This window comes from Variovorax sp. Root411 (genome assembly GCF_001425205.1).
Taxonomy (GTDB): Bacteria; Pseudomonadota; Gammaproteobacteria; order Burkholderiales; family Burkholderiaceae_C; genus Variovorax.
Genome location: NZ_LMDW01000012.1, coordinates 71,660 through 96,357 on the forward strand (window position 1 = coordinate 71,660; position 24,698 = coordinate 96,357).

16 protein-coding genes are annotated in these 24,698 nt (G+C 69.5%); 7 read left to right on the top strand and 9 right to left on the bottom strand.

All coding sequences use genetic code 11. The features are described from left to right. Positions 1-53: 53 nt before the first annotated feature. Positions 54-686, top strand: a complete 633-nt coding sequence (locus tag ASC92_RS11355; protein WP_056514889.1) for an isochorismatase family protein — start codon at positions 54-56, stop codon at positions 684-686. A gap of 10 nt (positions 687-696) precedes the next feature. On the opposite strand, the gene ASC92_RS11360 is transcribed toward ASC92_RS11355, so the two are convergent. The 5 genes from ASC92_RS11360 to ASC92_RS29055 all read right to left on the bottom strand — a co-directional run bounded on the left by ASC92_RS11360 (position 697) and on the right by ASC92_RS29055 (position 12,755). Next, positions 697-6,066, bottom strand: coding sequence for a filamentous hemagglutinin N-terminal domain-containing protein (locus tag ASC92_RS11360; RefSeq protein WP_056514892.1), 5,370 nt, complete (start codon positions 6,064-6,066; stop codon positions 697-699). Between the two features lie 2 nt (positions 6,067-6,068). Beyond that, positions 6,069-7,727: a ShlB/FhaC/HecB family hemolysin secretion/activation protein gene (locus ASC92_RS11365; RefSeq protein WP_235505794.1), complete on the bottom strand. Its 1,659-nt coding sequence runs from the start codon at positions 7,725-7,727 to the stop codon at positions 6,069-6,071. Positions 7,728-8,060: 333 nt separating this feature from the next. Further along, on the bottom strand, positions 8,061-10,085 hold the full coding sequence (locus ASC92_RS11370; protein WP_235505795.1) for a CHAT domain-containing protein: 2,025 nt from the start codon (positions 10,083-10,085) through the stop codon (positions 8,061-8,063). 289 nt (positions 10,086-10,374) lie between these two features. Further along, positions 10,375-12,570, bottom strand: a complete 2,196-nt coding sequence (locus ASC92_RS11375; RefSeq protein ID WP_056516322.1) for a catalase — start codon at positions 12,568-12,570, stop codon at positions 10,375-10,377. Positions 12,571-12,605: 35 nt separating this feature from the next. After that, the gene (locus ASC92_RS29055) at positions 12,606-12,755 is read right to left on the bottom strand and encodes a hypothetical protein (protein WP_200935974.1); all 150 of its coding nucleotides are present in this window, start codon (positions 12,753-12,755) and stop codon (positions 12,606-12,608) included. A 225-nt stretch (positions 12,756-12,980) separates the two neighbouring features. On the opposite strand from ASC92_RS29055, the gene ASC92_RS11380 reads away from it, so the two are divergent. Further along, on the top strand, positions 12,981-13,796 hold the full coding sequence (locus ASC92_RS11380; protein ID WP_056514902.1) for a transglutaminase-like domain-containing protein: 816 nt from the start codon (positions 12,981-12,983) through the stop codon (positions 13,794-13,796). Between the two features lie 142 nt (positions 13,797-13,938). On the opposite strand, the gene ligD is transcribed toward ASC92_RS11380, so the two are convergent. The 3 genes from ligD to ASC92_RS11395 form a co-directional block, all read right to left on the bottom strand. Continuing rightward, positions 13,939-16,479, bottom strand: a complete 2,541-nt coding sequence (gene ligD / locus ASC92_RS11385) for a DNA ligase D (protein WP_056514905.1) — start codon at positions 16,477-16,479, stop codon at positions 13,939-13,941. A gap of 15 nt (positions 16,480-16,494) precedes the next feature. Next, the gene (locus ASC92_RS11390; protein ID WP_056514908.1) at positions 16,495-17,448 is read right to left on the bottom strand and encodes a Ku protein; all 954 of its coding nucleotides are present in this window, start codon (positions 17,446-17,448) and stop codon (positions 16,495-16,497) included. A 73-nt stretch (positions 17,449-17,521) separates the two neighbouring features. Further along, positions 17,522-18,523 (bottom strand): succinylglutamate desuccinylase/aspartoacylase domain-containing protein, encoded by a 1,002-nt coding sequence (locus tag ASC92_RS11395; protein ID WP_056514910.1) that lies wholly within the window; start codon positions 18,521-18,523, stop codon positions 17,522-17,524. A 160-nt stretch (positions 18,524-18,683) separates the two neighbouring features. On the opposite strand from ASC92_RS11395, the gene ASC92_RS11400 reads away from it, so the two are divergent. Then, complete coding sequence (locus ASC92_RS11400; RefSeq protein ID WP_056514913.1) at positions 18,684-18,956, top strand: hypothetical protein; 273 nt, start codon at positions 18,684-18,686, stop codon at positions 18,954-18,956. Here the strand turns inward: ASC92_RS11400 and rpe are convergent. Beyond that, positions 18,946-19,641: a ribulose-phosphate 3-epimerase gene (gene rpe / locus ASC92_RS11405; protein ID WP_056514915.1), complete on the bottom strand. Its 696-nt coding sequence runs from the start codon at positions 19,639-19,641 to the stop codon at positions 18,946-18,948. The two genes, ASC92_RS11400 and rpe, sit on opposite strands and share 11 nt — an antisense overlap. 59 nt (positions 19,642-19,700) lie before the next feature. Between rpe and apaG the strand changes: the two genes are divergently transcribed. From apaG to ASC92_RS11425, 4 genes are all read left to right on the top strand, one after another. After that, positions 19,701-20,096: a Co2+/Mg2+ efflux protein ApaG gene (gene apaG, locus ASC92_RS11410; protein ID WP_056514918.1), complete on the top strand. Its 396-nt coding sequence runs from the start codon at positions 19,701-19,703 to the stop codon at positions 20,094-20,096. A gap of 120 nt (positions 20,097-20,216) precedes the next feature. Then, complete coding sequence (locus ASC92_RS11415; RefSeq protein ID WP_056514921.1) at positions 20,217-22,208, top strand: site-specific recombinase; 1,992 nt, start codon at positions 20,217-20,219, stop codon at positions 22,206-22,208. After that, positions 22,205-23,470, top strand: a complete 1,266-nt coding sequence (locus ASC92_RS11420; protein WP_056514923.1) for a cation:proton antiporter — start codon at positions 22,205-22,207, stop codon at positions 23,468-23,470. The genes ASC92_RS11415 and ASC92_RS11420 overlap by 4 nt, the downstream gene beginning before the upstream one ends. After that, positions 23,467-24,684, top strand: coding sequence for a YbdK family carboxylate-amine ligase (locus ASC92_RS11425; protein WP_056514926.1), 1,218 nt, complete (start codon positions 23,467-23,469; stop codon positions 24,682-24,684). Before ASC92_RS11420 ends, ASC92_RS11425 begins: the two co-directional genes overlap by 4 nt. The last annotated feature ends 14 nt before the right edge of the window (positions 24,685-24,698 follow it).

Sequence of the window (24,698 nt, forward strand, 5' to 3'; positions counted from 1 at the left end):
GCGCAACCGCGAAGAATCAGGCCATCCGAACCACACAAGAGAAGGAGCCTTTCATGAGCAGCAACACCGCCCCGCGCCGCGCCCTCGTCGTGATCGACGTGCAGAACGAATACTTCGAAGGCGGCGGCCTGCCGATCGAGTACCCGCCCATCGAAGACACGCTGCCGAACGTGACGAAGGCCATGGACGCGGCACGCGCCGCCGGCGCACCCGTCGTCGTGGTGCGCCACCATGCACCCAAGGGCGCGCCGGTGTTCCAGGCCGACACCCACAACGGCCAGCTGCACCCCGAGATCGCGAAGCGGCCGCGCGACCACCTCGTGACCAAGAGCTTCCCGAGCGTGTTCACCGGCACCGACTTCGCCGACTGGCTCGCGCGCCACGAGATCGATACGCTGAGCGTGGCCGGCTACATGACGCAGAACTGCGATGCCTCCACCGTGTACGAGGCCATGCACCGCGGCCTGAACGTGGAATTCCTGTCCGACGCCAGCGGCGCGCTGCCGTACGAGAACGCCGCGGGCAAGGTCACGACCGAGGAGATCCATCGCGTCTTCAGTGTGGTGTTCCACAGCAACTTCGCGGCCGTGACCACAACCGCGGCATGGATCGCTGCGATGCAGGAAGGCCAGGCGATCCCGAAGGACAACGTCGTGATGTCCAACCGCCGCGCACGCGGCGTCTGAGCGGCTTCGTTCAGAAGTCCGCGCAGCCGTTGCGCTTCTCGGTGTCCACGCAGCTCAGCAGGTTGGGCCGAGAGCGCACGCGCGACCATTCGCGCGCCAGCACGTCCGCGCCCTGCTGCGCGCGGTCGCCATCGAGCGGCCCGGTCGCCAGGCAGATCGGCGCCTGCCCGATGTTGCGGTCGTACAGCCATGTGGTGGGCTGGTCGCGCACCACGTCCACGCTGGGCAGCGACACGAAGCCGCTGACCTGCAGCTGCCCCGGCACCACGCGCACCGCGTAGCCCTCGGCCGAGGTGAAGCTGCCGTCGATGGGATAGAAGCCCGGCGGGCTGGAGCGCGTGGCCGGCGAACCCGGCACGCCGAAGATGCCCGCGCCGGTGTCGCCCAGGATCAGCCCGGAGATGCTGTAGACGAACGGCGGGTTGGGCAGGCCACCGGCGCGCTGCGCATTGCCGATGGTCACGGTGGCCAGCGGCTGCTGCGCGTAGATGAAGTGGTTGCCCGTGGCCGGCACGGTCACCGTGCACAGGCCCAGGTAGGCGCAGTGATAGAAGTTCGGCAGCGGTGCCGAGCCCGCCAGGCCGCCGCGGGTTTCGCCCACCCAGGTGTCGGCCCACACGCGCCAGCTGGCGCCGCCGATGCCGTTGCCGCCCGGGTTCTGGAAGCGCGCGGCCGCCACGAGGTCGGTGCCGTTGGCGCTGGTCACGGGCGCAGCGAGCGTGAGGTCGCCGGCGAGCGTGCGCACGAACACCGTGTCGGCCGCCATCGAGGTCGCCGACAGTGTCTGCGGCAGGTTGCCCGCCGCATCGAAGCCGGTGACCGACACCGCGCCGAGCGTGAGCGCATCGGCATCGACGTAGGCGAAGCGCCCCGCCGCGCCGCCGCCGACCGTGCCCACGCGGTTGCCCGGGTCGTCGAGCACCACGCTGCCGCCGCTGGAACGCGCGAGCAGCGTGCCCGCGGTGATGGCCGCGCCCGCCGCCTGCCGGATGTCGCCCGCGCTCACCAGGCCGAGCTGCGGCGTGCTCACCGCGCCATTGAGCTGGATGTTGCCGCCACCGCCGTTCTGCAGGGTCAGCGGCGACGACACGGCGAGCGGCGCCACCACGGTGATGCCCGCCGCGTGCGCGTTGCTGCCCGCCACGATGGTGCCCGCGCTCAGGCGCGTGAACTCGTCGGCCGACACCGCGAAGCCGGTGGCCGCGGTGCCGCCCAGCGTGATCGGGTTGCCCGTGCGGTCGCTGGCGTTGCCCGCCGTGTCCACGCCGCCAGGACGCAGGTTCAGCACATTGGCCGCGCGCACCGTGCCGCCGATCACCAGCGCGTCGGTCGAGCCGTCGTTGGCGGCGCGCAGCACCACGTTGTTGTTGCTGTCGATGCGCCCTCCGGGCTGTGCGAAGGTGCTCAACGGCGGTATGGGTGAAATGGTGACGCCGGCACCGTCGGCCTGCGATTCGCCCGTCACCGTGATGTTGCCGTTGCCCAGCGAGGTCACGAGGCTGCCGGCACCGATGCGCACGCCGCTGCCCAGCGCGGTGTTGCCGCCGGTGCGCACCAGCCCGTCGACCTGGATGTCGCCGTCCACGCTGCGCACCGTGGCCCCGTTGATGAGCACGCCATAACCCGCCAGCGGCGCGAAGCTGGAGAAGCCCGCGCTGCCCACGCCCACGATGCCGATGCGCCCGCCGGTGGTGAACACGCCATGGGTCGCCGTCGTCCCGCTGATCGCCACGCCCGTGTCGACCAGCCCGCGCCCCGCGATCGACACGTTGCCCGTGGCCGTGTTGATGCTGGAATTGCCGATATTCACCACCGGCCCCGAGAAGGTGGCGCCGGTCGCGGTCGAACGCCCGTCGATGGACACCGCGCCCCCGGTGCCCGCGTCGAGCAGCGCGGTGCGCGTGTCGATGGTCGCGTTGTTCAGCGAGATGACGGAGCCGCTGTTCAAGGCGTTCGCGGTCATCGAGACGTTGCCGCCGTTGGTGTTGATGGCACCGGTGAAGAAGATGCTGCCGCCGTTGACGCCCAGCCCCGCGTTGAACTCCACGTTGAGCGCGCCCACGCCGGCCACCGAGCGGTCGGACCGGATCACCGTCGCCGCATCGAAGCTGTTGATGTTCGCGGCCGCGTCGAGCCGGAAGGTAACGGGCGTGGCGCCGGTGTTGCGGTCGATCAGCACGCCGGTGCCCAGCGTGATGGTGCCGGCGCCGGGCGGACCGCCCGTGCCGGTGGTGATGATCACGCTGGTGTTGCCGTTCAGCACATTGTTGATGTCGCCGTCCAGCACCACCGACGTGGCCAGCGGGTCGAAGGGGTTGGTGGGCAGCGAACCCGCCGCCGTGCCATGGTTGATGGTGACGTCGAACGGGTCGATCAGCCACGTGCCCGCCGTGCCGCCCGCCGTCGAAGCATCCACCTGCACACCCGACAGGTCGAAGTGCGGCGCGGAGGTTTCCACCATGCCGCCGTTGCCCGTGCCCGCACCGCCGCGCGCCGACAGGCTGCCATGCGCACGCAGCGTGTCGCCCGCCACCACCTTCACGCTGCCGCCGTTGCCCGATGCCGAGGTGCCGCTGGCGTCCAGGGCGGTGTTCGTGCCGAGCGCGATGACGTTGGTGGCCGCGATGTCGATGCTGCCGCCGCCCGTGGCGCCGCTGGCGTCGAGGCGCGCGACCAGCGGCGTGCCGTCGAAGTTCTGCGAGCCATCGACGAGCACGTTGCGCCCGCTGATCGAGATGCTGCCGCCCCGGCCGCCGCTGCTGGCCACGGACAGCATCGCGCCCACGGGCGCACTCAGGCCCGAGCCGAAGGTGTTCATGCGCAGCGCGACGTCGGTGCCCTGCCCGTCGATGGCGATGGTGCCGCCCGCCGTGCGCAGCGGGTTGGGCTGCGACGCGTCGGCGCTCACCGCCACGCCGTAGATCGACTCGCCGGTGGGCGTAGTGACGATGCCGCCGCCGCCGTCCAGCGCGGCGGTGAAGCCCGCGCTGCCCGCCTTGCCCACCACGTCGATGCGGCGGCCGTCGCCCGCCGTCACGCCGCCCGACAACGCGACGCCGTTGCCGCCGCCCGCCGTGCGGCCGTTGGCCGCGAAGCCGAGGTACTTGTTCAGCGCCTCGAGGTTCGCGCCCGTGCCCTCCATGCGCACGTCGCCGCCGGCGTTGATGAACGAGCTGTCGATGTCGACGGCCGTGGTGGTGCCGATCGAGCCGGCCGGCAGCGTGTTGTCGGTCCAGGTCGCGCCGCGGCCCGTGATCGACACGTTGCCCGGCGTCTCCAGGCTGGAACCATTGCCGATCCGCACACCGCCGCCGCCGAGCGCGGCCAGTCCGTCGATGGTGACGCCGCCGCTGCCGGCCTGCACCTCGCTGCCCTGCAGCGTGACGCCGTCGGTGGCCCGGTAGACGAAGTTGGTGCTGCTGTCCTGCGTGTCGACCCGGGTGCGGCCCTGGCCGCGCAGCGAAACCTGCCCGCTGCCGGTGGTGGTCAGCGTGCTGCCGTTCAGCGCGATGCCGTCGCGCCAGGTGTCCTCGCTGTTCGACACCGAGCCGCCGACGGCGCGCCCGTTGACGGCATCGCCCTGGCCGAAGAAGCGGATGTTGCCGCCGTTGGCGTTGATGGTGGCGTCGGTCAGGCCGATCGAGGCGCCGTAGTCGAGCTCGTAGCTCGGGTTGCCGCCGCCGGCGTTCACCTGCGTGGCGTTCTTGGCCACCACGCCGCTGGCGTCGGCGTTGAAGTCGACATTGAGCGCGCCGGTGCGCGCGTCGATGGCCGAGCCGCTGGCCATGGCGATGCCGCCGCCCGAGTCGACCCGCAACGTGGCGGTGCCGCCTTCGTTCTTCACGACCTGGGCGCCGGTGCCGAAGGTCACGCCCGCGTTGTCGCCCGTGCGTGTGCTGGCCAGCGTGACGTCGGTTCCCCGGCCCAGCGCGGCGCCCACCGCGCCGGCGCTCACATTGCTGGAAGACAGCTGCGGGTAGCCGCCGTCGTAGGCCGGCAGGGTCTGGTCCACGCCCAGGTCGGCGCTGGTCGACACGGTCCAGCGGCCGTTGGCGCCGCCTTGTGCGCCGCCGCCGGCGTCCACGCGCGCGGGGTCGATGCGCAAGAAATCGCCCGAGGTCGCGATGTTGCCGCCCGCACCGCTGCCGGCGCCGCGTGCCGTGAGTTCACCGAAGGCCTGCAGGTGCGATTCGCGCACCGGCAGGAGGTTTTCCGCATCGCCCGGAAAGGCCGTGCCGCCGGCCGTGCCCACGCTGACCGTGCCGCCCGCGCCCGCGCTCCTGGCATCGGCGCTCAGCACCGAGCCGGCCGACAGCGCCACGTCGTAGCCCTGCACCGTGACCGAGCCACCGCCGGCCTCGCCGCTGGCATCGGCCACCGCCTTGGTGCCGTCACCCGTCCCCTGCAGGGTGACCTTCCCGGCGGTGATTCGGATGTCGCCACCGCGCTCGCCGGCCGCGGCGCCCGTGGCGTCGAGCGTGCCGCCGGTCACCTGGACCTCGTTGTCCTGGCCGCCGCCCAGGAAGATCTCGCCGTTGCGCGTGCCCACCGTGCGCGCACGCACCGTGCCGCGCTGGTTGACGACCAGTTCGCCCACGGTGGCCGACCGCCCCATGAGCGCCACGCGGCCGCCGTCGGCCTGCAGCGTGCCGGTGTTGCCGACGCTCGCATGGGTGGCCATGGTGTCCGTCGAAATGACGATGTTGGTCAGCCCGTCGCCCGCGAGGTCGAGCGTGACCTTGCGGCCCGACGCCAGCGCAACGGTGCCGCCGTCGGCGGTGATGCGGCCGCTGTTGGCGTCGTCGCCCACGCGGGTGTTGGCCACCGTCGCGCCCATCAGCACCACGGGGCCGCCGCCTGTTGCGGTGATGCGTCCGGCGTTGATCACCGTCGCGACGTTGTCGTCGGCGCGCTCGAACGTGAACCGCCTGGTGTTTTCGTTGAGGAAGTCGGCGTCGCTCGTCGTCATGGCCAGCGTGGAAGCGATGAGGCCGCCCACGTTCACCGCCGCGCCCTGGCTGAACAGCACGCCGTTGGGGTTGACCAACACGATGCGCCCGTTGGCGTTGAGCTGGCCCGCGATGGTGGAAAGCTCGTTGCCCGTCACGCGGTTGAGCAGCACGCTCGACGCGCCCGGCTGCGCGATGTTCACCACGCCGCCCGCGCCGATGGAGAAGCCGGTCCAGTTGACGATGCCGCGCGCAAGGCCCTGGTTGATGGTCATCACGTTCGCGAGCTGCGACATCGTGACGTTGCCGGCAATGGGCTGGAAGCCGGTGGGCAGCGTCTGGGCAATGGCGGGGAGCGCGCCTGCGCAGATCAGCGAGAGCGCCAGCGGCCGCAGCGGCAGCCGGAACGAGGGGGGTGTGCGGTGCGTCATGGTCAGAACGCCTTTTGAAGCTGGACGTACAGCCGCGGATTGCGCCCGCCGCCGTCGGTCTGCGCCGGTGCCGTGCCATCGCGCCAGGCCAGCGTCGCGTTGATCGAGAAGTTGCCGGGCCGCGACCAGCTCACGCCGACGCCGTAGCCGCGCAGGCTGCGGCTGTTGCTGCCGTCGAAGGGCGTGGGGCTGCGCGAGAGCTTGCCGTGCGCGGCGTCGTAGAACAGGAAGGGCGTGAGCTCTTCGTTGAAGGACCAGCGCCACTCGACGGTGCCGATCACGCCCTGGTCGACCAGCACCTCGCCCGACGGGTAGGCCCGCACGGCGCGTGCGCCGCCGAGCGCGAGCTTCTCCGACGGATCGAGGTTCCTGCTGGCCCACTGGCCGCCGACGGACAGGTACAGCGAATGCCTGGGAACGATGGCCTGCAGGCGGGACAGCTGGAAGCTCAGCTTGGAGAAGCCGCCTTCGGTGCGCCGTCCGCCCAGGGCCTGGTCGGCCTCCCGCGTCGCCGGGTCGTCGATGGACAACCGGCCGTGGTACAGCGTGCCCGAGCTGGCCCAATAGCCGCCGCCCAGCACTTCGTCGCGCCGCTCCCAGGTCCAGCCGAGGCCCAGGCCGCGCACGCGCTTCTTCACGCGCACGTCGGCCACGCCGATCTCGTCGGTCAGGTCCTTGATGTCGGCGCCCAGGCGCAGGAACAGGTTCTGCTGGCGCTGGCGGATGAGCGGGTAGCTGAGCGAGAGGTCGAACACGTCGGCGCGGCCCTGCGCGCCGAGCTCGGAGAACTCGCCGCCCAGCTCGTAGTTGACGCGCGACAGCCCGACGCCCGCGCGCAGCCCGCTGGTGCCGATGGGCGCCTCGTAGGCGATGCGGCCGAACTGCAGCGCATTGCTGTCGGACACCATCAGTCGCATGTCGAGGTTGTCGCCGATGCCGAAGGGGCTGAGCCAGCGCGCGGTGCCGCCGACGCGGTAGCGGCCCGACTCCTTGGTGCCGTGGTTGTCGGCTTCGGCCGTGAAGGCCCAGCGCGGCGCGGCCGCCACTTCGACCGAAAGATCGGTGGTGCCGGGCTGCGTGCCTTCCTGCAGGCCCGAGGACACCTTGACGCCGGGCTGGTCGGACAGCAGCAGCATGGCGCGCTCATAGGCCGGCGCGCTCACGGCCTCGCCGGGCTGCAGGGGCGCGAGGAAGCCGCGCACGCGAGATTCGCTGATCGGTGCATCGGGCGCGACGACGACGTCGACCTTGCCGAGGCGGCCTTCGATCACGCTGATCTCGACGACGCCGTCGCGCACGGTCTGCACGGGCACCACGGCCTGCGCGAGGAAGTAGCCGCGTTCCTTGTAGCGTGCAGTGATGGCCTTCGCGAGTTCTTCGAGGTCGCCGAGGGTGACGTCGCGGCCGATGTAGGGGGCGGTGATGGACTGCAGCTCTTCGTTGCTCAGCGCTTTGACGCCGTTGAGCCGCAGGTCGTTGAGCCTGAACGTCGAGCCGGCGGGGCGCGGGGGCGCGGGCAGGCTCTGCGGCGCAACGGCACCGGTGGGGGCTTGCGCGAGCGGGCGGTCGCAGGTGCCGCAGGGGTCCTGGGTCGGCAGCAAAGTGTTGGTATCGGCCGCGTGCGTGCGTTGGGCTGCGACCAGCAAGGTTGCACTGACCATGGCTGTGACTGCGAAGGCAATCGGTGTAGTCCGTTGACTGGCGCGCATCTCAGTGCTCCACCTTGCGTTGTGCTGCGGGATGCTTCTGGGTGGTTCGTTCGGGGCGCGTGCACAGGCCGCCGGGTACTCCCCTCCGCGAATGTCCCCCGCTTCGCTCCTCCTTTATTTCGCTGCGGGGAGCACCCGACGCCCTGNNNCTGAACGATCACGCCGATGCGGGGGCCTTTTTCGCGAAATAAAGGAGGAGCGAAGCGGGGGACATTCGCGAAAAAGGTCACCGCGTCGGCGTGATCACCCCCCGAACAGCGCTCTTCAAAAACAAGCCAAGTCATCTCATCCCCCCACCGTAAGACGCCAGTTGCCGATCAGGTTGAACGGCGCCCAGAAAAAGGGATGGGACATCTTGGGGTCCTTCAACACCGCGAGTTGTCCGGCCTGCATGGCCTTCTGGATGTCGCGCCCCTTGGCCAGTTCGCCGTAGAGCGTGCTCATGAGCACCGCGGTTGCGTCGTCCGACACCGGCCACAGCGAAGCGATCAGGCTGGAGCTGCCGGCCGAGAGGAACGAGCGCGTGAAGCCCAGCACCTCGTCGCCCTGCGCGATGCGCCCGAGGCCCGACTCGCAGGCCGACAGCGTCACCAGCGCGGTGCCGTCCATCGGCAGCCCGAGGATCTCGTGCGCCTCCAGGAAATTCTGCTTGCCGCCTTCGTTGGCCAGCAGGATGCGCGAGTACAGCGGATCGACCGCATCGGCCTCGGCATGCGCCGCCACATGCATCAGCGGCGAGCGCGCGGCCACGTCGCGGAACTGCGTCTTGGTGGCGGCCGCGCCCATGTACACCGTGTTGCGCGGGAACAGCTGCGCGAGCTGCTTCACCTCGGTCTCGGCGCCGGGCAGGTCGTACTTGTCTTCGATGCGCGGATTGCCGAAGGCGGTGAGCGATGCGTTCACGCGCGGCGTGCGCTGCGCGAGCTGCACCGCGATGCTGATCGACGGCGCCACGGCCACCGGGTGCGTCTCGATGACGTAGCGGCCGTCCAGCCGCAGCGCCTGGAACGGCAGGTAGTGCAGCGGCCCGTGCGGCACCACGATCAGCCGCTGCCCCGGCGCAAGGCCGAGCGGCCCGAGCAGCGCGGCGCCCAGCTTGTCGGCGTTGGTGATGGCGGCGCGGCGGCCACGCACGATGGAGTTGCGGAAAGTCTCGACCAGCTCGTTGAGGTCGTCGCGCTTCACGGCCACCGTCTTCTCGGTGATGCTGCTGGAGCTCACGACCCACACCACGAGCCGGTCGGGCAGCGAGTGAAACTGCACCACGCGCTCGTCGGGTGCCAGCATGCCTTGCAGTGCGGCGAGGTCGACGGTGTTGGCGGCCTGCTCGTTGATCTTCGCGCGGCCGCGCACCGCGTCGAGCAATGCGCGCGAGCGGCTGTGCTCGCTCACCTCGAAGGCCTGGCGCGCATCGCCCGCGTCGCTGTAGATGGCCACGCCGCGCTCGAACACCGTCTGCAGGTCCGAGAACAGGCCCATCTTGAATTCCTCGCTGCGGAATTTGGCGCGCACCTTGTCGACGTCGCCGAGCGCGCGGCCCACGGCTTCGGCCGCGGCCTGCTTCTGGCCCAGCGCAAGTTCGCTGCGCGCCACGCCGTCCCAGGCCCAGAGGCGGTAGTACTCGGTGTCGGCGCCGACCTGCCGCGCGGTGAGCGCGCGGTACATGTCGCGCGCCTCGGCGGGCTTGTTCTCGGCCAGCAGCAGCCGCGCGCGGGTGCGGTCGAGCTGCGCGGTGAGCGGTGCGTCCTTGGGCGGCGCCATGGTGCCGAGCACTTCGCGCGCCCGCACCGGGTCGCCCGATTCAATCAGCGCATTGACCAGCGAGGCCTGCACCAGCGGCGCATAGCGCGGCGAGCTGTTGGCCAGCGCCTCGTCGTAGCTGAGCACTGCGCCGGAAAAATCGCCGCGGCGCGTGCGCACGTCGCCGATCACCTTCTGCGCCGGACCGACCACCAGCCTGGGGTCGCGCGCCTGGTGCTTGAGCGCTTCGCGCGCGAACTCCTCGGCCTTCTCGAGCTGGCCCGAGTAGCTGTAGACGATGGCCAGGTCGCGGTTGGCCATGGCCATCAGGTTCGGGTCGTTGGTGGCGTTGGCCAGGTGCAGCGCCTTGCTCGCGGCACGCACGCTCTGGCGAAACTCGCCGGCCTCGGCCAGCGCCACGGCCTGGCTGCAGTATTGGTAACCCGAGAGCTTGACCGCGTCCTGCCCGTAGAGCACCGCGCCCTCGCTCGTCAATGCCAGCAAGGTGTCGGTGTCGTCCAGGCGGGCCTGCTCCATCTTGCTGGCCGCGGCTTCGGCATTCGACGACACCGCCGGTGCTGCTGGACGTTGCTGCTGCTGTGCCGATGCCGAAGGGCCGAAGCCCAGGAAAAGAGTGCCTGCAAGACCGAGAGCACTCGCGACAGCTGCACGACAACGTGCCGGGCGCTGCCATCCCCATCTCGAAAACCAAGCCATTGGACCCCCGTGCGCGGCCCTGTGAGCCCGCAGTCAGCGGACCATCGACGTCGCGAGAGTGCGCGCCGTTCAGGCCTCGGGGGGAAAGTCTAGGAGCGGCCTCCTGCCGCGCCTATTCGCAATACGGTCTAGCGCAAATGGACTACGCGGGCACCGCGTCTACATTCGCCCGGTCCCAGTGCCGGTGCTTGGCGATGGCCGCGATGAAATCGTTCGCCACCTGCATCGCCGCCGTCGCGTCGCCCAGGTTGGTGACCGGCGTCGCGGCCACCACCACGCCGGCCGGCGCATCGGCCGCCAGCGTGTCCGCCGCGATACCGAGCGTGGCCAGCAGCCGCACGCCCTCGCCCACCGTGCAGATCGCCTTGCAATGCTTGTAGGCCTCGAGCACGAAGTGCACCGCGTCGCCGATGCCCGACATCGCGGCGGCGCTCTCGCGGCCGGCCGGCACGAGCACGGCGTCGAACATCACCGAGGGCGTGTTGGCGAAGGTCATGTCGACGTCGATCTGGCGCTTCGACGCGCTGGCGACGGTGCCCAGCTTCGGGCCCACGGTCTTGCATTGCGCACCGGCCTGTTCGAGCGCATCGCGAATCGGCTTCAGCGAAGCCGAATCGATGCCGTCGGCCACGAGGATCGCGACCTTGCGCGTGCGGATGGAACCGTCGCCCGTGTCGACCATGCGCAGTGCCGGCGACTCGTCGATCGGCAGCGATATGCGATGGTCGCGAAAGCCCGCCCGTCCGGCCGCCGCCTTGGCATCGGGCTCGCCGATGCCCAGCGGCTCGGCCACGCGGCGCGCGAGCTTCTCGTCCACGTGCGCGAGGTTGTCGACCATACGCTGGCGGATCGCCGGCACGTCGAGCTTCGACAGTTCGAAGCGGAACGCCGCGATGATGTGCTCCTTCTCGGCCGCGCTCTGGCTGTTGAAGAACAGGCGCGCCTGCGTGAAGTGGTCGTCGAACGACGGGCTGCGGCGGCGCACCTTGGGCGACTCGATCTCTTCGGGAAACGACTGGAAGCCGTGGCTGCCGCCGTCCACGCGAAACTCCGTGCCGCTGCCCAGCGTGTTGGGCTCGTAGGCCACTTGGCCGCGCGCGATGGTCTGCCTGTGCATGCCGTCGCGCTGGAAGTTGTGGAACGGGCACACGCCCTTGTTGATCGGCAGCTCGTGGAAGTTGGCGCCGCCCAGGCGCGAGATCTGCGTGTCGGTGTACGAGAAGAGGCGGCCCTGCAGCAGCGGGTCGTTGCTGAAGTCGATGCCGGGCACCACGTGGCCGGGGTGAAAGGCTACCTGCTCGGTCTCGGCGAAGAAGTTGTCGGGGTTGCGGTTGAGCACCAGCCTGCCGATCTTCTGCACCGGCACCATTTCTTCTGGAATCAGCTTGGTGGGGTCGAGCAGGTCGAAGCCGAGCGAGTGCTCCTTGTCCTGCGGGATCATCTGCACGCCCAGCTCCCACTCGGGGAAGTCGCCGTGCTCGATGGCTTCCCACAGGTCGCGGCGATGGAAGTCCGGGTCCTTGCCGGCGATCTTCTGCGCCTCGTCCCACGCGAGGCCATGGATGCCGAGCTTGGGCTTCCAGTGGAACTTCACCAAGTGGCTCTCGCCGCGGCTGTTGACGAAGCGGAAGGTGTGCACGCCGAAGCCTTCCATCATGCGCAGGCTGCGCGGAATGGCGCGGTCGCTCATGGCCCACATCAGCATGTGGGTGCTTTCGGGCATCAGCGAGGCGAAGTCCCAGAAGGTGTCGTGCGCGCTCGCGGCCTGCGGCATCTCGTGGTGCGGCTCGGGCTTCACGGCGTGGATGAGGTCGGGGAACTTCATCGCGTCCTGGATGAAGAACACCGGGATGTTGTTGCCCACGAGGTCGTAGTTGCCCTCGCGCGTGTAGAACTTGACGGCAAAGCCGCGCACGTCGCGCACCGTATCGGCCGAGCCGCGCGAGCCGGCCACGGTCGAGAAGCGCACGAAGACGGGCGTCTTCACGTCCGGCTCCTGCAGGAAGTCGGCACAGGTGAACTGCGACATCGATTTGTAGACCTGGAAGTAGCCGTGCGCGGCCGAGCCGCGCGCGTGGACGGCGCGCTCCGGAATGCGCTCGTGGTCGAAGTGGGTGATCTTCTCGCGCAGGATGAAGTCTTCCAGCAGCGTCGGACCGCGCACGCCCGCTTTCAGCGAGTTGTGGTTGTCCGGTATCTGCAGGCCCTGGTTGGTGGTGAGGGTCGTCGGGTGTTCGACGGTGAAGCCTTCGAGCTGCAGCTGCTTGGCGTTGCTGCCATCGCCCGCCCTGGCAGCGCTGGCGCGGCGGCCTGCGGCGGCCTTGTTCTGCGGCGTCATCGCGGATTTGCTGGAGTCTTTCATGGGGTGGGCGTTCAGCCCGGTTCGTTGGTGTCGAGGAACATGTCGAGCACGTTGACCAGGGCGATCAGACAGATGCAGCCCGCCGCGGCCGCGACGGTCCACAACAGGATTTCATCGCCCCAGGTGCCGATGAACGAGTCGAAAAGCGATGAGAACTCCATGAATCACTCCGGGGCTGCAAGCGAAATGCAAGGTTATGTTTCGCGGCGCCCGCACCCCGTAGTGGCCGCCCTTCCACCGGTGTGGGAGAAGGCACGCGGACGAGGTAGGAGCGCGCCGACAGCACATCGCGCCCGCCTACGAAGTTTCGCGTGCCCAGGCCGTGGGATCGGCGAGCGCCGTCGCATAGCATGGGTCAACTCCCAGGGAAGAAAGAAAAGAAAACCATGTTGATCAGAATCGGCTTCGACATCGAACTCGGCGTCACCGCCCCCACGGCCGTGATCTACATGCTGCAGGTGCACCCCTCGCGCGCCGGGGATCTGCAAGGCGGCGAGCACATCACCCTCGGCCCGCCGCTGCCCACCGACCATTACCTGGACGGCTTCGGCAACCACTGCGCGCGCGTGCACGTCCCCGAGGGAGTGGGCAGCGTGCGCCTGCGCAACCACGCGGTGGTGTACGACACGGGCTGGCCGGACCCGGTGGACTTCGGTGCCCACGGGCACGCGGCGGCCGACCTGCCGGTGGACACGCTGCCCTTCGTGCTGCCGAGCCGCTATTGCGAGGTCGACAGCGAACTGCTGGAGTTCGCCTGGGCCAACTTCTCGAACGTGGCGCCGGGCTGGCCGCGCGTGCAGGCGATCTGCGACTTCGTGCACCGGCACCTGCGCTTCGACTACGGGAGCGCGCGAGCCACGCGCACCGCCTTGGAAGGTTTCCGCGAAGGCACGGGCGTGTGCCGCGACTTCGCGCACCTGGCGATCACGCTGTGCCGCTGCATGAACATTCCGGCGCGCTACGTGACCGGCTATCTCGGCGACATCGGCATTCCGCCGGTGCCCTTTCCGATGGACTTCAGTGCATGGTTCGAGGTGTACCTGGGCAACCGCTGGCACACCTTCGACGCGCGCCACAACACGCCGCGCATCGGCCGCGTGGTGATCGCGCGCGGGCGCGACGCGGCGGACGTGCCGATCACGATGGTGTTCGGCGCGAACACGCTGGAGCGCTTCGAGGTGACGACCGAGGAAGTGCTGTAGTGGCCTCGGGTTTGCTCCTTCCCCTCCCGGGGGAAGGCTGGGATGGGGGCAGGCCTTCGATGAGGCGCTGCGTTTTTTTAAGGCCGTCGTGCCCCCACCCCGACACTCCCCCGGGAGGGGAGGGAGAAATGCAAGGGGACGCCTACTTGCTGCTGAAGCCCAATAGCTTCATCGCCGCAGCAAGCCCCTTGCGGCTGCGCTCCATGGCGGCCCAGGGCTTGTTGCCGGTCTCGAAGCGTTCGGCCGCGTTGGCGACGGTCCATTGCGCGGCACTGGTCAAGGCCGGCAATTCGTCCCACGCGAGCGGCACCGACACGCCCAGCCCGGGGCGCGAACGCGCAGACCATGCGCTGACGGTGGTTGCGCCGAAGCCGTTGCGCAGGTAGTCGACGAAAACCTTGCCCACGCGATTGCGCGGCCCGCTCTTGGCTGCGAAGCGGTCGGGAATGGCCTGCGCCAGATGCTTCACCACGGCCTGCGAAAAGCCCCTGACGGTGTCCCAGTCGTACTGACGCCGCAGCGGCACCACCACGTGCAGCCCCTTGCCACCGCTGGTCTTGAGGAACGAGGGCAGGCCCAGTTCCTCGAGCAGCGTGCGCACCAGCGTCGCGGCCTCCTGGATCTGCGGCCATGCGACGCCCTCGCCGGGGTCGAGGTCGAAGGTCATGCGGTCGGGCTTGCCGATGGCGCGCGAGGTGGCGTTCCAGGTGTGCAGCTCGATGACGTTCATCTGCGCGGCGCCGAGCAGGCCCTGCTTCGTGTCGATCTGCAGCAGCGGATCGTGCCCCGGGTCGAGTGCGGGATCGAGCAGGCGCAGGCCGGCGATCTCGCTGTTCTGCATGTGCTTCTGGAAGAACAGCTCGCCGCCCACGCCCTCGGGCGCGCGCACCAGCGACACCGGCCGGCCGCGCAGGTGCGGCAGCATGAGCTTCGCAACGCTGTCGTAGTAGACCGCGAGTTCGCCCTTGGTGATGCCGCTGTGCTTGTCGATCACGCGGTCTGCGTGGGTGATCTTCAGGGTCATGGGTGCCTTTGCTTGCTCGTTGTTCGGCTTCGGTGCGGCCTCGATCTCCCTGGCCCGCTGCGGCCGCTCGCGCCGGATGTCGCGCGCGGGCTTGTCGGCGCGCAGCCCCTGGAACACGGCCTGGCGCACGCGGTCTTCGCGCGTCCATTCGCCGAACGAGATTTCGGCCACGAGCGTGGGCTTGACCCACTGCGCCCTGACGCCGCGCGGCGCGGGCTCGAAGGGGCAGGCGTCGGTGACCAGCTTGTCGAGGCGGGCCTTGATGTCGGTGAGGCGGTCCGCGTCGAAGCCGGTGCCCACGTTGCCGCAGTAGCGCAGCCGGCCGGTGGCCTCGTGGTGCACGCCCAGCAGCAAGGCGCCGAAGCCGGTGCGCGAGCCCTTCGGCGCGGTGAAGCCGCCGATCACGAATTCCTGCCGCTGCTGGTTCTTGAGCTTGATCCAGTCGGGCGAGCGGCGCGACACGTACGGCGAGCCCTTGCGCTTGCCGACGATGCCCTCGTAGCCGAGTTGTGCCGACGACGCGAGCAGGTCGCGCGGCGAGGCGTCGAAGGCCTCGCTCATGCGCAGCGGCGCGGGCGGCTTTCGGCCGAGCAGTTTCGCGAGCCGCGCGCGGCGCTCCTCGACCGGCCTGTCGCGCAGGTCTTCGCCATCGAGGAAGGGCGCGTCGAACAGCCAGTAGACGATGGACGAGGTCTTGCCGCGATCGAAGGCGTTCTGCAGCGCCTGGAAGTCGGGCGCACCGTTCTCGCCTTCGACGGTGATCTCGCCGTCGAGCCACGCGGAAGCCGTGGGCAGTTTGGCCAGTGCTTCCTCGAGCGCCGACAACTTCGCGGTCCAGTCATGGCCGTTGCGGGTGAAGCAGCGGACCTTGCCCTTGTCGATGCGCGCCAGCAGGCGGTAGCCGTCGAACTTGAGTTCGTAAAGCCAGTCGCCGGGGGATGAAGGCGGCGAGGCCGCGAGCGTGGCGAGCTGGGGCAGGAAGGTGGCCGGCAGCGGGGACTTTTTCGTGGTCTTTTTCTCTGCTTTTTTAACGGGCGCCGCCTTGGTGGCGACTTTCCTCGGCGCCTGGTCCACCTCGTCCACGCCACGCCCGGTAATCACGCTCGCCGGCTGTTCCTCGACCACGTCGTACTCGCCGATCGCCCGCGCCTCGCCGTCGCGTTCCTTGATGAGCAGCCAGGGCTCGTGCTTCTCGTCGCCCTTGCCGTGCATGCGCACCAGCGTCCAGTGGCCGTGCAGCTTCTCGCCGCGCAGTTCGAACTTGAGCTTGCCGGCGGCGAGCGACTTGCGCGCGTCGCCATCGGGCAGCCAGTCGCCGCGATCCCATACGATCACGGTGCCCGCGCCGTACTGCTTCGGCGGGATCGTGCCCTCGAAATCCGCGTACGAGATCGGGTGGTCCTCGACGTGCACGGCCATGCGCTTCACGGACGGGTCGAGGCACGGCCCCTTCGGCACGGCCCAGCTCTTGAGCGTGCCGTCGAGTTCGAGCCGGAAGTCGTAGTGCAGGTGGCTCGCGTGGTGCTTCTGGATGACGAAGGACAGCACGCCCCTGCCCTGCCGGCCGCCGGCCTTGGGCTCCGGCGTGCGCGAAAAATCGCGCTTGCCGAGGTAGCGCTCAAGCGCCTTGCGCGCGGTCGATGCGGTGGCGGTGCCCATCGCGGTTCGCCTGCGTCAGGCCGCGCGGCGGTGGCGGGCGGGGGCCTTGCGCGCGGCTTTCGCGGCGGGCTTGCGCTTCTTCGCCGCGGCCCGGGACGGCGGCGCTTCGTCTTCCTCGTCGTCCTTCGGCTTGCCGCCACCCTTGCGCAGGCTGCGCTGCAGCAATTCGGTCAGGTCGATGATCTTGGCACCGCTGCCTGCGCCCGAGCGTTGGTCTTCCTCGGGCTCGGGCTGCGTCACGGTCTCGGTCTGGCCGGCCTTCACCTTCCTGTCCACCAGCCGCAGGATCTCGTCCTTGAACTCGTCCTTGAATCCGTCCGGGTCCCACTCGGCGCTCATGTCGGCGACCAGCTGCTCGGCCATCTTGAGCTCGCGCTCGCTCAGGCCGGCCTTCTTCGCATCTTCCGAGGGCAGCGGCAGGTCGGCCCACGGCCGGATGTCCGCACCCCAGCGCAACAGGTTCAGCACGAGGCCGGGGCCGACGGGCACCAGCACCGCGAGGTGCTGCTTGGTCTGGATCACGACGCGCGCCACGCCCACGCGCTCGCTGCGCTGCAGGGTTTCGCGCAGCAGCGCATACACCTTCGCGCCACGGTTGATCGGCGCCACGTAGTACGGCCGCTCCAGGTACACGAAGGGAATGCCGTTGGCCGGCACGAAGGTCTCGATCTCGATGGTCTGCGTGGTCTTGGGGTAGGCCGCCGCGATCTCCTGGTCGCTGAGCACGACGTACTCGCCGTCCTCGTACTCGATGCCCTTCACGATCTGCTCGCGCGCGATCTCCTTGCCGGTTCTCTTGTTGATGCGCTTGTAGCCGACCGGGTCCATGGTGCGCTTGTCGAGCCAGTCGAAGTCGATGCCGTGGTCGGTGGTCGCCGAGTACAGCGCGACCGGGATGTGGACGAGGCCGAAGCTGATGGCGCCCTTCCAGAGGACGCGCGGCGCAGGGGATTTTTTCGAGATGGGCATGGGCGCACTCCTTCAGGCTGGGAATGTGCGCCGCCCATGGACGGGCGATGTAGGAGCGCGGCCCCAGGCGCCGTCAGGCCGCGCCGGTCGCCGGCCCGAGCTGGCGCTCGCTCGGGCGCGCGAAGTAGAACCACTCGGCGCCCGGCAGCGCCACCGCGTTGGGAAACACGATGAAGCCGTCGTCGGGCGCGCTCACCAGCGTGCCGTCGTGGCGCATGCCGATGGGCTCGCCGCGCAGCACTTCGTCGAAGGTGGCCCAGTCGCGCACGAAGCTGTCTTCCTCGTGCAGGCGGTCGGTCACGCTGGCCAGGCGCAGCAGTTTCGGCGGCTGCGCGGGCGCGCCCGGCAGGCCTTCGGGCAGCGCCGCCATGCCCAGCAGCGCGAGCGCGCGGCGGATGGCGCGCCATGCCACTTCCGGCGCCTGCGGGTCCAGGTGCTGGCCGCATTCGAGCGTCACGCCGTAGCCCCCGCGGCTGCGGATGTATTCGTTGGTGCCGCGGCCGAAGTCGAGCGCGGCCTCGTCGGCCGGCACGCCGCCCGCGCGCTGCGCGAGGCCGGCGGCGTAGATGTCGAGCCAGCCTTCCACCACAACGGGCGTGCCGATGTGCAGCGCGAGCTGGCCTTCCTCGTATGCGCGTGCAAAGGGCTCCAGCGTGCCGGTGTTGTCGCGCGGGCCGATCATCGCGAAGGCCTCACCCTCGCTCTGGAAGGAATGCAGGTCGAGCAGCACCTCATGGCGCGCGATCAGCGGGGCCAGCACGTTGGTGATGCGGGCTTCGTAGTCGGCCGGCGCCTCGGAGGGGCGGAACAGCCGGTTGAGGTTGCGCTCGCCCTCGCGCTGCATGCGGCGCCGGGCCAATGGATTGGCGACGGGCACCATCGTCAGCTCACCGCGCCGCAGCTGCAGCGTGCCGGCAGCGAACTCGGCCAGGATGCGCTCGATGCCCAGGGTGCCGGAGATTTCGTCGCCGTGCACGCCGCCCATCACGAGCAGCCGGGGGCCGGGGTTCAGCGAGGCGAAGGCGTGGATGCGCAGGCTGTCGGTGGCCACGCCGGCAAAAGGATCGGAGGACATCCTGGGGATTATTGCGGAGGCCCTTCCATGCGCGCAAAGGCGCTACCCATTTAATAGCGCCTCATAGCACCGAGCGGGCACCTACAGGGGCTGCCTCGTATTTCCTACCGGCCCGGCGGCAGCCGCGACGCAGGCTCGTTCCTCATCGAAGGAGCCACGCATGACCCCCAGCAAGAGCAGCAAGAGCAAGACCCCGCCGGCCGATCCCCTGAAGGACGCCGGTGGCGGCAAGACCAAGGTGGAGCAAGGCGGCGAATCGGCGCCGCGCCTGCCGCACGAGCGCGACCAGTCGTCAGACAGCCAGCAGACCCAGGACGGCCGTCCGCCCGAGGTGGGCCGTCAGGCCCATGAAGACGTCGAACGCGGCCTGGTCGACACGGACCGCGGCCTGCAGGCCGACAGCGTCGAAGGCGGCGGGAAGGTCAGGCGCTGACGACGCCGGCCAGCTGCCTGCGCATGTCGGCGATCACGGCGCCGTATTCCTTGGCGTTGAAGATCGCGCTGCCGGCCACGAAGGTGTCGGCGCCGGCCGAGGCCACGCGCGCGATGTTGTCGGCCTTGATGCCGCCGTCCACCTCGAGGCGGATGTCGCGCCCGCTCTGCTCGATGCGCTTGCGGGCGAGTTCGATCTTGCGCAGCGCCGAGTCGATGAAGCTCTGGCCGCCGAAGCCGGGGTTCACGCTCATGATCAGGATCAGGTCGATGTCGTCGATCGCCCAGTCCAGCGATTCGAGCCCCAGCCCGGGGTTGAACACCAGCCCCGCCTTGCAGCCGGCCGCCTTGATGGCCTGGATGCTGCGGTGCGTGTGGGGCGAAGCGTCGGGGTGAAAGCTGATGTAGTCGGCGCCCGCTTGCGCGAAAGAGGCCGCCAGTGCGTCGACCGGCTGGATCATCAGGTGCACGTCGACCGGCACCGGGGTGCCGTCTGCCTTCCTGGCGTAGGGCTTGAGCGCCTGGCAGATCATCGGGCCGAAGGTCAGGTTCGGCACGTAGTGGTTGTCCATCACGTCGAAGTGGATCCAGTCGGCGCCGGCCGCGATCACGTCGGTCAGTTCTTTGCCGAGGTGCGCAAAATCGGCGGACAGGATGGAGGGCGCGATGCGGAACGGGGTGCTCATAACCCCCGATTCTCGCAGCCGCCGCAAGTCCGACCAAAGGCCTCCGTTACCATGCGCCCATGCCGCACAGCCCCTTCAGCGTACAAGTAGAGCCGCGCTACCTGGCCGAACAGTCTTCGGCCAAGGACAACATCTACACCTTCTCGTACACGGTCACCATCACGAACACGGGTTCGGTGGCCGCCCAGTTGATCGCGCGCCACTGGCTCATCAACGACGCCTCGGGCCATGCGCAGGAGGTCAAGGGCCTGGGCGTGATCGGGCAGCAGCCGCTGCTGGCGCCCGGTGAATCCTTCCGCTACACGAGCGGCTGCCGCCTGCAGGCGCCCAGCGGAACGATGCACGGCAGCTACTTCGTGGTGACGGAGGAAGGCAATCGCTTCGACGTGCCGATCCCGATGTTCGTGCTCGAGGCAGACATCGGAGGAGCCCCCGTCTCCCGCGTCCTGCATTGAGTACTCCCCCAGGCTTCGCGCACTTCGTGTCGCTCCTCCTTCCCCCTAGCCGGGGGCAACACCGGCGGCCCGGCAAAGCCGGTTCCGCGGTGTTCACCGCATAGATCCCCACTCACACCCATGGCTGCCGCATCGCGCGACTTGCAGGGGCTGCTTGCCGGCCTCGACCCGACGGCCGACGTGGCGCAGCGCCACATCTGGCTCATCAACCTCTTCGACTGGGTGCGCGGCGACCGCGCTTCGCCCCAGGCAGCCATCGGCCGCGTGCAGCTGCTGCTCGACGCCATCGAGGCACGGCCCGAGTTGCGCGAGCGGCTGCGCGCCTGGTGGCGCACCTTCACGCAGACGGTCGACCTGACCACGCTGCTGGCCGACTACGGCTTCGCCCCGCGCACGGCCTTCGCGAGCGAGCTCGGCGAGCGGCTGCGCCGCAAGATCCTGCCCGGCACGCCCGAAACCACCGACGCGTCGGACCTGTTCCGCATGGTGCTGCCCGGCGTGTTCGACGCGGGCTGGATCGCGCTGCTCGACGAGACGCAGCTCTCGCGTATCGGCGCCCTGCTGGCCGACGCTGCGCTGGACGCCAACGGCGCGCCGCGCTGGCGCCACACCGTGATGGACGCCGTCACGTACTGCAGCAGCCAGGTGGTGGCGGCCGGTTTCTCGCCCGAACTGCGCCTGCGCATGAGCACCGACGCAGTGGGCGAGACGCGCCCCTTCCACTCGCTGATGGCCGACCTCGACGAACTGCGCGAGCAGATGTTCGAGCGCCCCGGAGAACATCGCGACGAAGAGGCTCTGCAGGCCGCCTTCGTGGCCTTCCGCGACCGGCTCGACGCCTGCCGCGCCGGCGCCGCCTCGGTCTACACGCACCTGGAAGACAACGGCATCTCGGTCGGCCTGGTGTTCCGGCTGCGCCAGCTGCGCGAGCGGGTGCTGCGCATCCGCGAGCTGCTCGACTGCCTGATGACGCCCACCCCGGGGCCCAGCGCGGCGCGGCTGGTCGGCCGGCTGGTGCTGGCCGGCGGCGAGCGCAATAGCATCCGCGCGCTGATCGCCTCCAACTCGTCGATGCTGGCCGCCAAGGTGACCGAGCGCAGCGCCGAGACCGGCGAGCACTACATCACCCGCGACCGCGCCAGCTACGTGCAGATGGTGAAGAAGGCGGCCGGCGGCGGCGCGTTCACGGCCATCACGGTGCTGCTGAAGTTCGGCATCTACGCGCTGGGCCTGTCGGCCTTCTGGAGCGGGCTGGGCTCGGGGCTGATGTACGCGGCCAGCTTCGTCGCGATCCAGTTGCTGCACCTGACGTTGGCCACCAAGCAGCCCGCGATGACGGCACCCGCCATGGCGGCGCGGCTGCGGGACATCAAGTCGGACGCGGCAGTGGACGATTTCGTCGACGAAGTCGCCAACCTCGTGCGCTCGCAGGTGGCGGCGGTGCTGGGCAACGTGCTGGCGGTGGTGCCGGCGGTGGCGGCCATCGCGCTGCTGGCGCAGCTTGCGCTGGGTCGGCCGCTGCTCGACGCAGCCCCCGCGGCGGCCACGCTGAAATCGTTGTCGCTGGCCGGCCCGACCGCGCTTTATGCGGCAATCACCGGCATCCTGCTGTTTTCGGCCAGCATCATCGCCGGATGGACAGAAAATGCCTTTGTCCTGCACCGCATGGACTCGGCCATGCGTTACAACCCTCGCATCGGCGCCTTTCTTGGTGCCGCACGGGCTCGCCGCTGGGCCGATTTCATGCGCACAAACATTTCAGGCTTCGCCTCCAACATCTCGCTGGGACTCATGCTCGGGCTGCTGCCCGCGTTCGCGGGTTTCTTCGGGCTCGGCCTGGACGTGCGACACGTGACACTATCGGCCGGACAGATCGCCGCGGCGGCGGCATCCACCGGCCTCGCGGTGCTGCAGCAGCCTGCGCTGTGGTGGGCGGTGGCGGCGATCCCGGTCATTGGCGCGCTCAATGTGAGCGTGAGTTTCTACTTCGCTTTCCGCTTGGCGCTGCGCGCGCACAGCGTGAGCCTCGGTGACCGCGCGCGCATCCGCAGCGCGATCTGGGCCCGCTGGCGCAGCCGGCCGGTGAGCTTTTTCCTTCCTGGACGAATTTGACTAGCTTCTTCAACGATCTGCTGGGCTTCTGGTCCGAATGGGTTCGCCCCTCTGCGGGCCTGCCCACCGTGCTGTGGTCGCTGCTGCTGGCGGCGGCGGCGGCTTCCGGCCACCTCGTGCAGCGCTACCTGGGGCTGCCCAAGGTGATCGGCTATTCGCTGGTGGGCGCGGTAGTGGGCTTCGCCGGCTTTGAAGGCGCGATCTGGCCGCTGCGCGGCATCAGCCTCTTCCTGCTCGAGCTCGGCGTGGCCGTGGTGCTGTTCGAGGCCGGCGGGCGGCTGCCGTTGCGCTGGTTCCGCCACAACCCGATGGTGCTGGTGCAGAGCCTGCTCGAAGCCACGCTGACCTACTTCGGCGTGTACTGGGTGCTCACGCTGCTGGGCCTGCCCGAGCCGGTGGCCAACCCGATCGCGCTGATGGCCATCGTCGCCTCGCCCGCGGTGCTGAGCCGCGTGATCATCGACACGCGCGCTGCCGGCCCCGTGACCGAGCGCGCGATGACGCTGGCCACGCTGAACACCTTCTATGCGCTGGCACTGGGCTACGCGCAGGCCGGGCTGATCGAGCGCGCGCCGCAGACGATGCTGCAGAAGCTCTATCCGGTGGCGGTGGTGCTGGGCCTGTCGTTCGTGGTCGGCGCGATCATGGCGCTGGCGCTGCGCTCGGCGCTGCGGGTGATGAGCCCGTCGAGCGAGAACACGTCGATCCTGCTGCTGGCGATCATCGCGGCGGGCGCTGCGCTCACCGCGCACGTCGGCGGCTCGGCGCCGCTCGCGGCCCTGATCGGCGGCGTGCTGCTCAAGACCCTCAACCCCAAGCCCTGGGCCTGGCAGCGGCAACTGGGCACGGCGGCCTCGCTGCTCACCATGCTGATGTTCGTGCTGGTGTCGATCGTGGCAGCGCAGGCCGACTGGACGCTGCCGGTGGCCAGCGTGGTGATCGCCGTGATCGGCGTGCGCCTGCTGGCCAAGATCTCCGGCGTGGCCATTGCCAACCCGGGCAGCGGCGCGAGCTGGAAGCAGGCCTTCTGGGTCGGCTGCGCGATGTCGCCGCTGTCGTCGATCGCGCTGCTCATCGCCTCCAACTTCGCCACCGCCTCGCCGCTGCTGGGCACCATGATCACGCAGGTGGCCCTGCCCTCGATCCTGCTGATGGAAGTGGTGGGCGCGGTGCTCGCCACGGTGGCCATCCATGCGGTGGGCGAGAGTTCGGTGCCCTGGGCGCCGCAGGCCTTCAGCATCACCGAGGACACGCAGCGATGAGCGCCGCAGCCAACAACAACATCCCCGTCGACCCGGACAGCGACGACGTCCGCTCGGCGCCGCTGCCATCGGACCCCGAGAGCCGCGCGGTCAAGCTCGAACCCTTCAACAAGTCGGAGGCGCTGTCGCTCGGCGTGGAGCTCGAGCTGCAGCTCGTGAACACGCACGACTACGACCTTGCCCCGTACGCCGAAGACATGCTGCGGCTGATGGCGCAGACCCCGCTGCCCGGCAGCGTGGTGCCCGAGATGACGTCGAGCATGATCGAGATCTCGACCGACATCTGCCACTCGGCGCAGGACGTGATCACGCAGCTCTCGCCGATCCGCGAGGCGCTGATCCGCAATGCCGACAAGCTCAACATCGCGGTGGTCGGCGGCGGTACGCACGCGTTCCAGCAGTGGCACGAGCGGCGCATCTACGACAAGCCGCGCTTTCGCGAGCTGTCGGAGCTGTACGGCTACCTGAGCAAGCAGTTCACCATCTTCGGCCAGCACGTGCACATCGGCTGCCCCGATGCCGACTCGGCGCTGTTGATGCTGCATCGCATGTCGCGCTACATCCCGCACTTCATCGCGCTGTCGGCGTCTTCGCCGTTCGTGCAGGGGCAGGACACTCAGTTCGACTCGGCGCGGCTGAACTCGGTGTTCGCATTCCCACTGTCGGGCCGCGCGCCCTTCACCACGAGCTGGAAGGAGTTCGAGGCCTACTTCGAGCGCATGACCCGCACCGGCGTCGTGCGCAGCATGAAGGACTTCTACTGGGACATCCGCCCCAAGCCCGAGTTCGGCACCATCGAGATCCGCGTGTTCGACACGCCGCTCACGGTGGAGCGCGCCGCCGCGCTCGCGGGCTACGTGCAGTCGCTGGCCGCATGGTTCCTGCAGGAGCAGCCCTTCGCACCGACCGAGGACGACTACCTCGTCTACACCTACAACCGCTTCCAGGCCTGCCGCTTCGGCCTCGACGCGGTGTACGTCGACCCCGCCACCGGCCAGCACATGCCGCTGCGCGACCACATCCTGATGACGATGACGCAGCTCGAATGGCACAGCGAGGCGCTCAACGCCACGCAGGCACTGGGCGAGCTGCGCACCAGCGTGGAGGCCAACCGCAACGATGCGCGCTGGCTGCGCGAGAAACAGGGCAAGGAGCGGCTGCTGGCAGAGGTGGTGCGGCAGGCGGCGCTGCGGTTCAGGGGCGCGGCGGCCTGAGCGCGAACCCACCG

What these genes read in the sequence shown, in the direction of transcription:
- rpe (WP_056514915.1), bottom strand. Translation starts at nt 19,641, where the DNA reads ATGAGCACCCCGTTCCGCATCGCGCCCTCCATCCTGTCCGCCGATTTT.
- ASC92_RS11425 (WP_056514926.1), top strand. Translation starts at nt 23,467, where the DNA reads ATGAGCGCCGCAGCCAACAACAACATCCCCGTCGACCCGGACAGCGAC.
- apaG (WP_056514918.1), top strand. Translation starts at nt 19,701, where the DNA reads ATGCCGCACAGCCCCTTCAGCGTACAAGTAGAGCCGCGCTACCTGGCC.
- ASC92_RS11360 (WP_056514892.1), bottom strand. Translation starts at nt 6,066, where the DNA reads ATGACGCACCGCACACCCCCCTCGTTCCGGCTGCCGCTGCGGCCGCTG.
- ASC92_RS11395 (WP_056514910.1), bottom strand. Translation starts at nt 18,523, where the DNA reads ATGTCCTCCGATCCTTTTGCCGGCGTGGCCACCGACAGCCTGCGCATC.
- ASC92_RS11375 (WP_056516322.1), bottom strand. Translation starts at nt 12,570, where the DNA reads ATGACGCCGCAGAACAAGGCCGCCGCAGGCCGCCGCGCCAGCGCTGCC.
- ASC92_RS11365 (WP_235505794.1), bottom strand. Translation starts at nt 7,727, where the DNA reads ATGGTCAGTGCAACCTTGCTGGTCGCAGCCCAACGCACGCACGCGGCC.
- ASC92_RS11400 (WP_056514913.1), top strand. Translation starts at nt 18,684, where the DNA reads ATGACCCCCAGCAAGAGCAGCAAGAGCAAGACCCCGCCGGCCGATCCC.
- ASC92_RS11355 (WP_056514889.1), top strand. Translation starts at nt 54, where the DNA reads ATGAGCAGCAACACCGCCCCGCGCCGCGCCCTCGTCGTGATCGACGTG.
- ligD (WP_056514905.1), bottom strand. Translation starts at nt 16,479, where the DNA reads ATGGGCACCGCCACCGCATCGACCGCGCGCAAGGCGCTTGAGCGCTAC.
- ASC92_RS29055 (WP_200935974.1), bottom strand. Translation starts at nt 12,755, where the DNA reads ATGGAGTTCTCATCGCTTTTCGACTCGTTCATCGGCACCTGGGGCGAT.
- ASC92_RS11380 (WP_056514902.1), top strand. Translation starts at nt 12,981, where the DNA reads ATGTTGATCAGAATCGGCTTCGACATCGAACTCGGCGTCACCGCCCCC.
- ASC92_RS11390 (WP_056514908.1), bottom strand. Translation starts at nt 17,448, where the DNA reads ATGCCCATCTCGAAAAAATCCCCTGCGCCGCGCGTCCTCTGGAAGGGC.
- ASC92_RS11415 (WP_056514921.1), top strand. Translation starts at nt 20,217, where the DNA reads ATGGCTGCCGCATCGCGCGACTTGCAGGGGCTGCTTGCCGGCCTCGAC.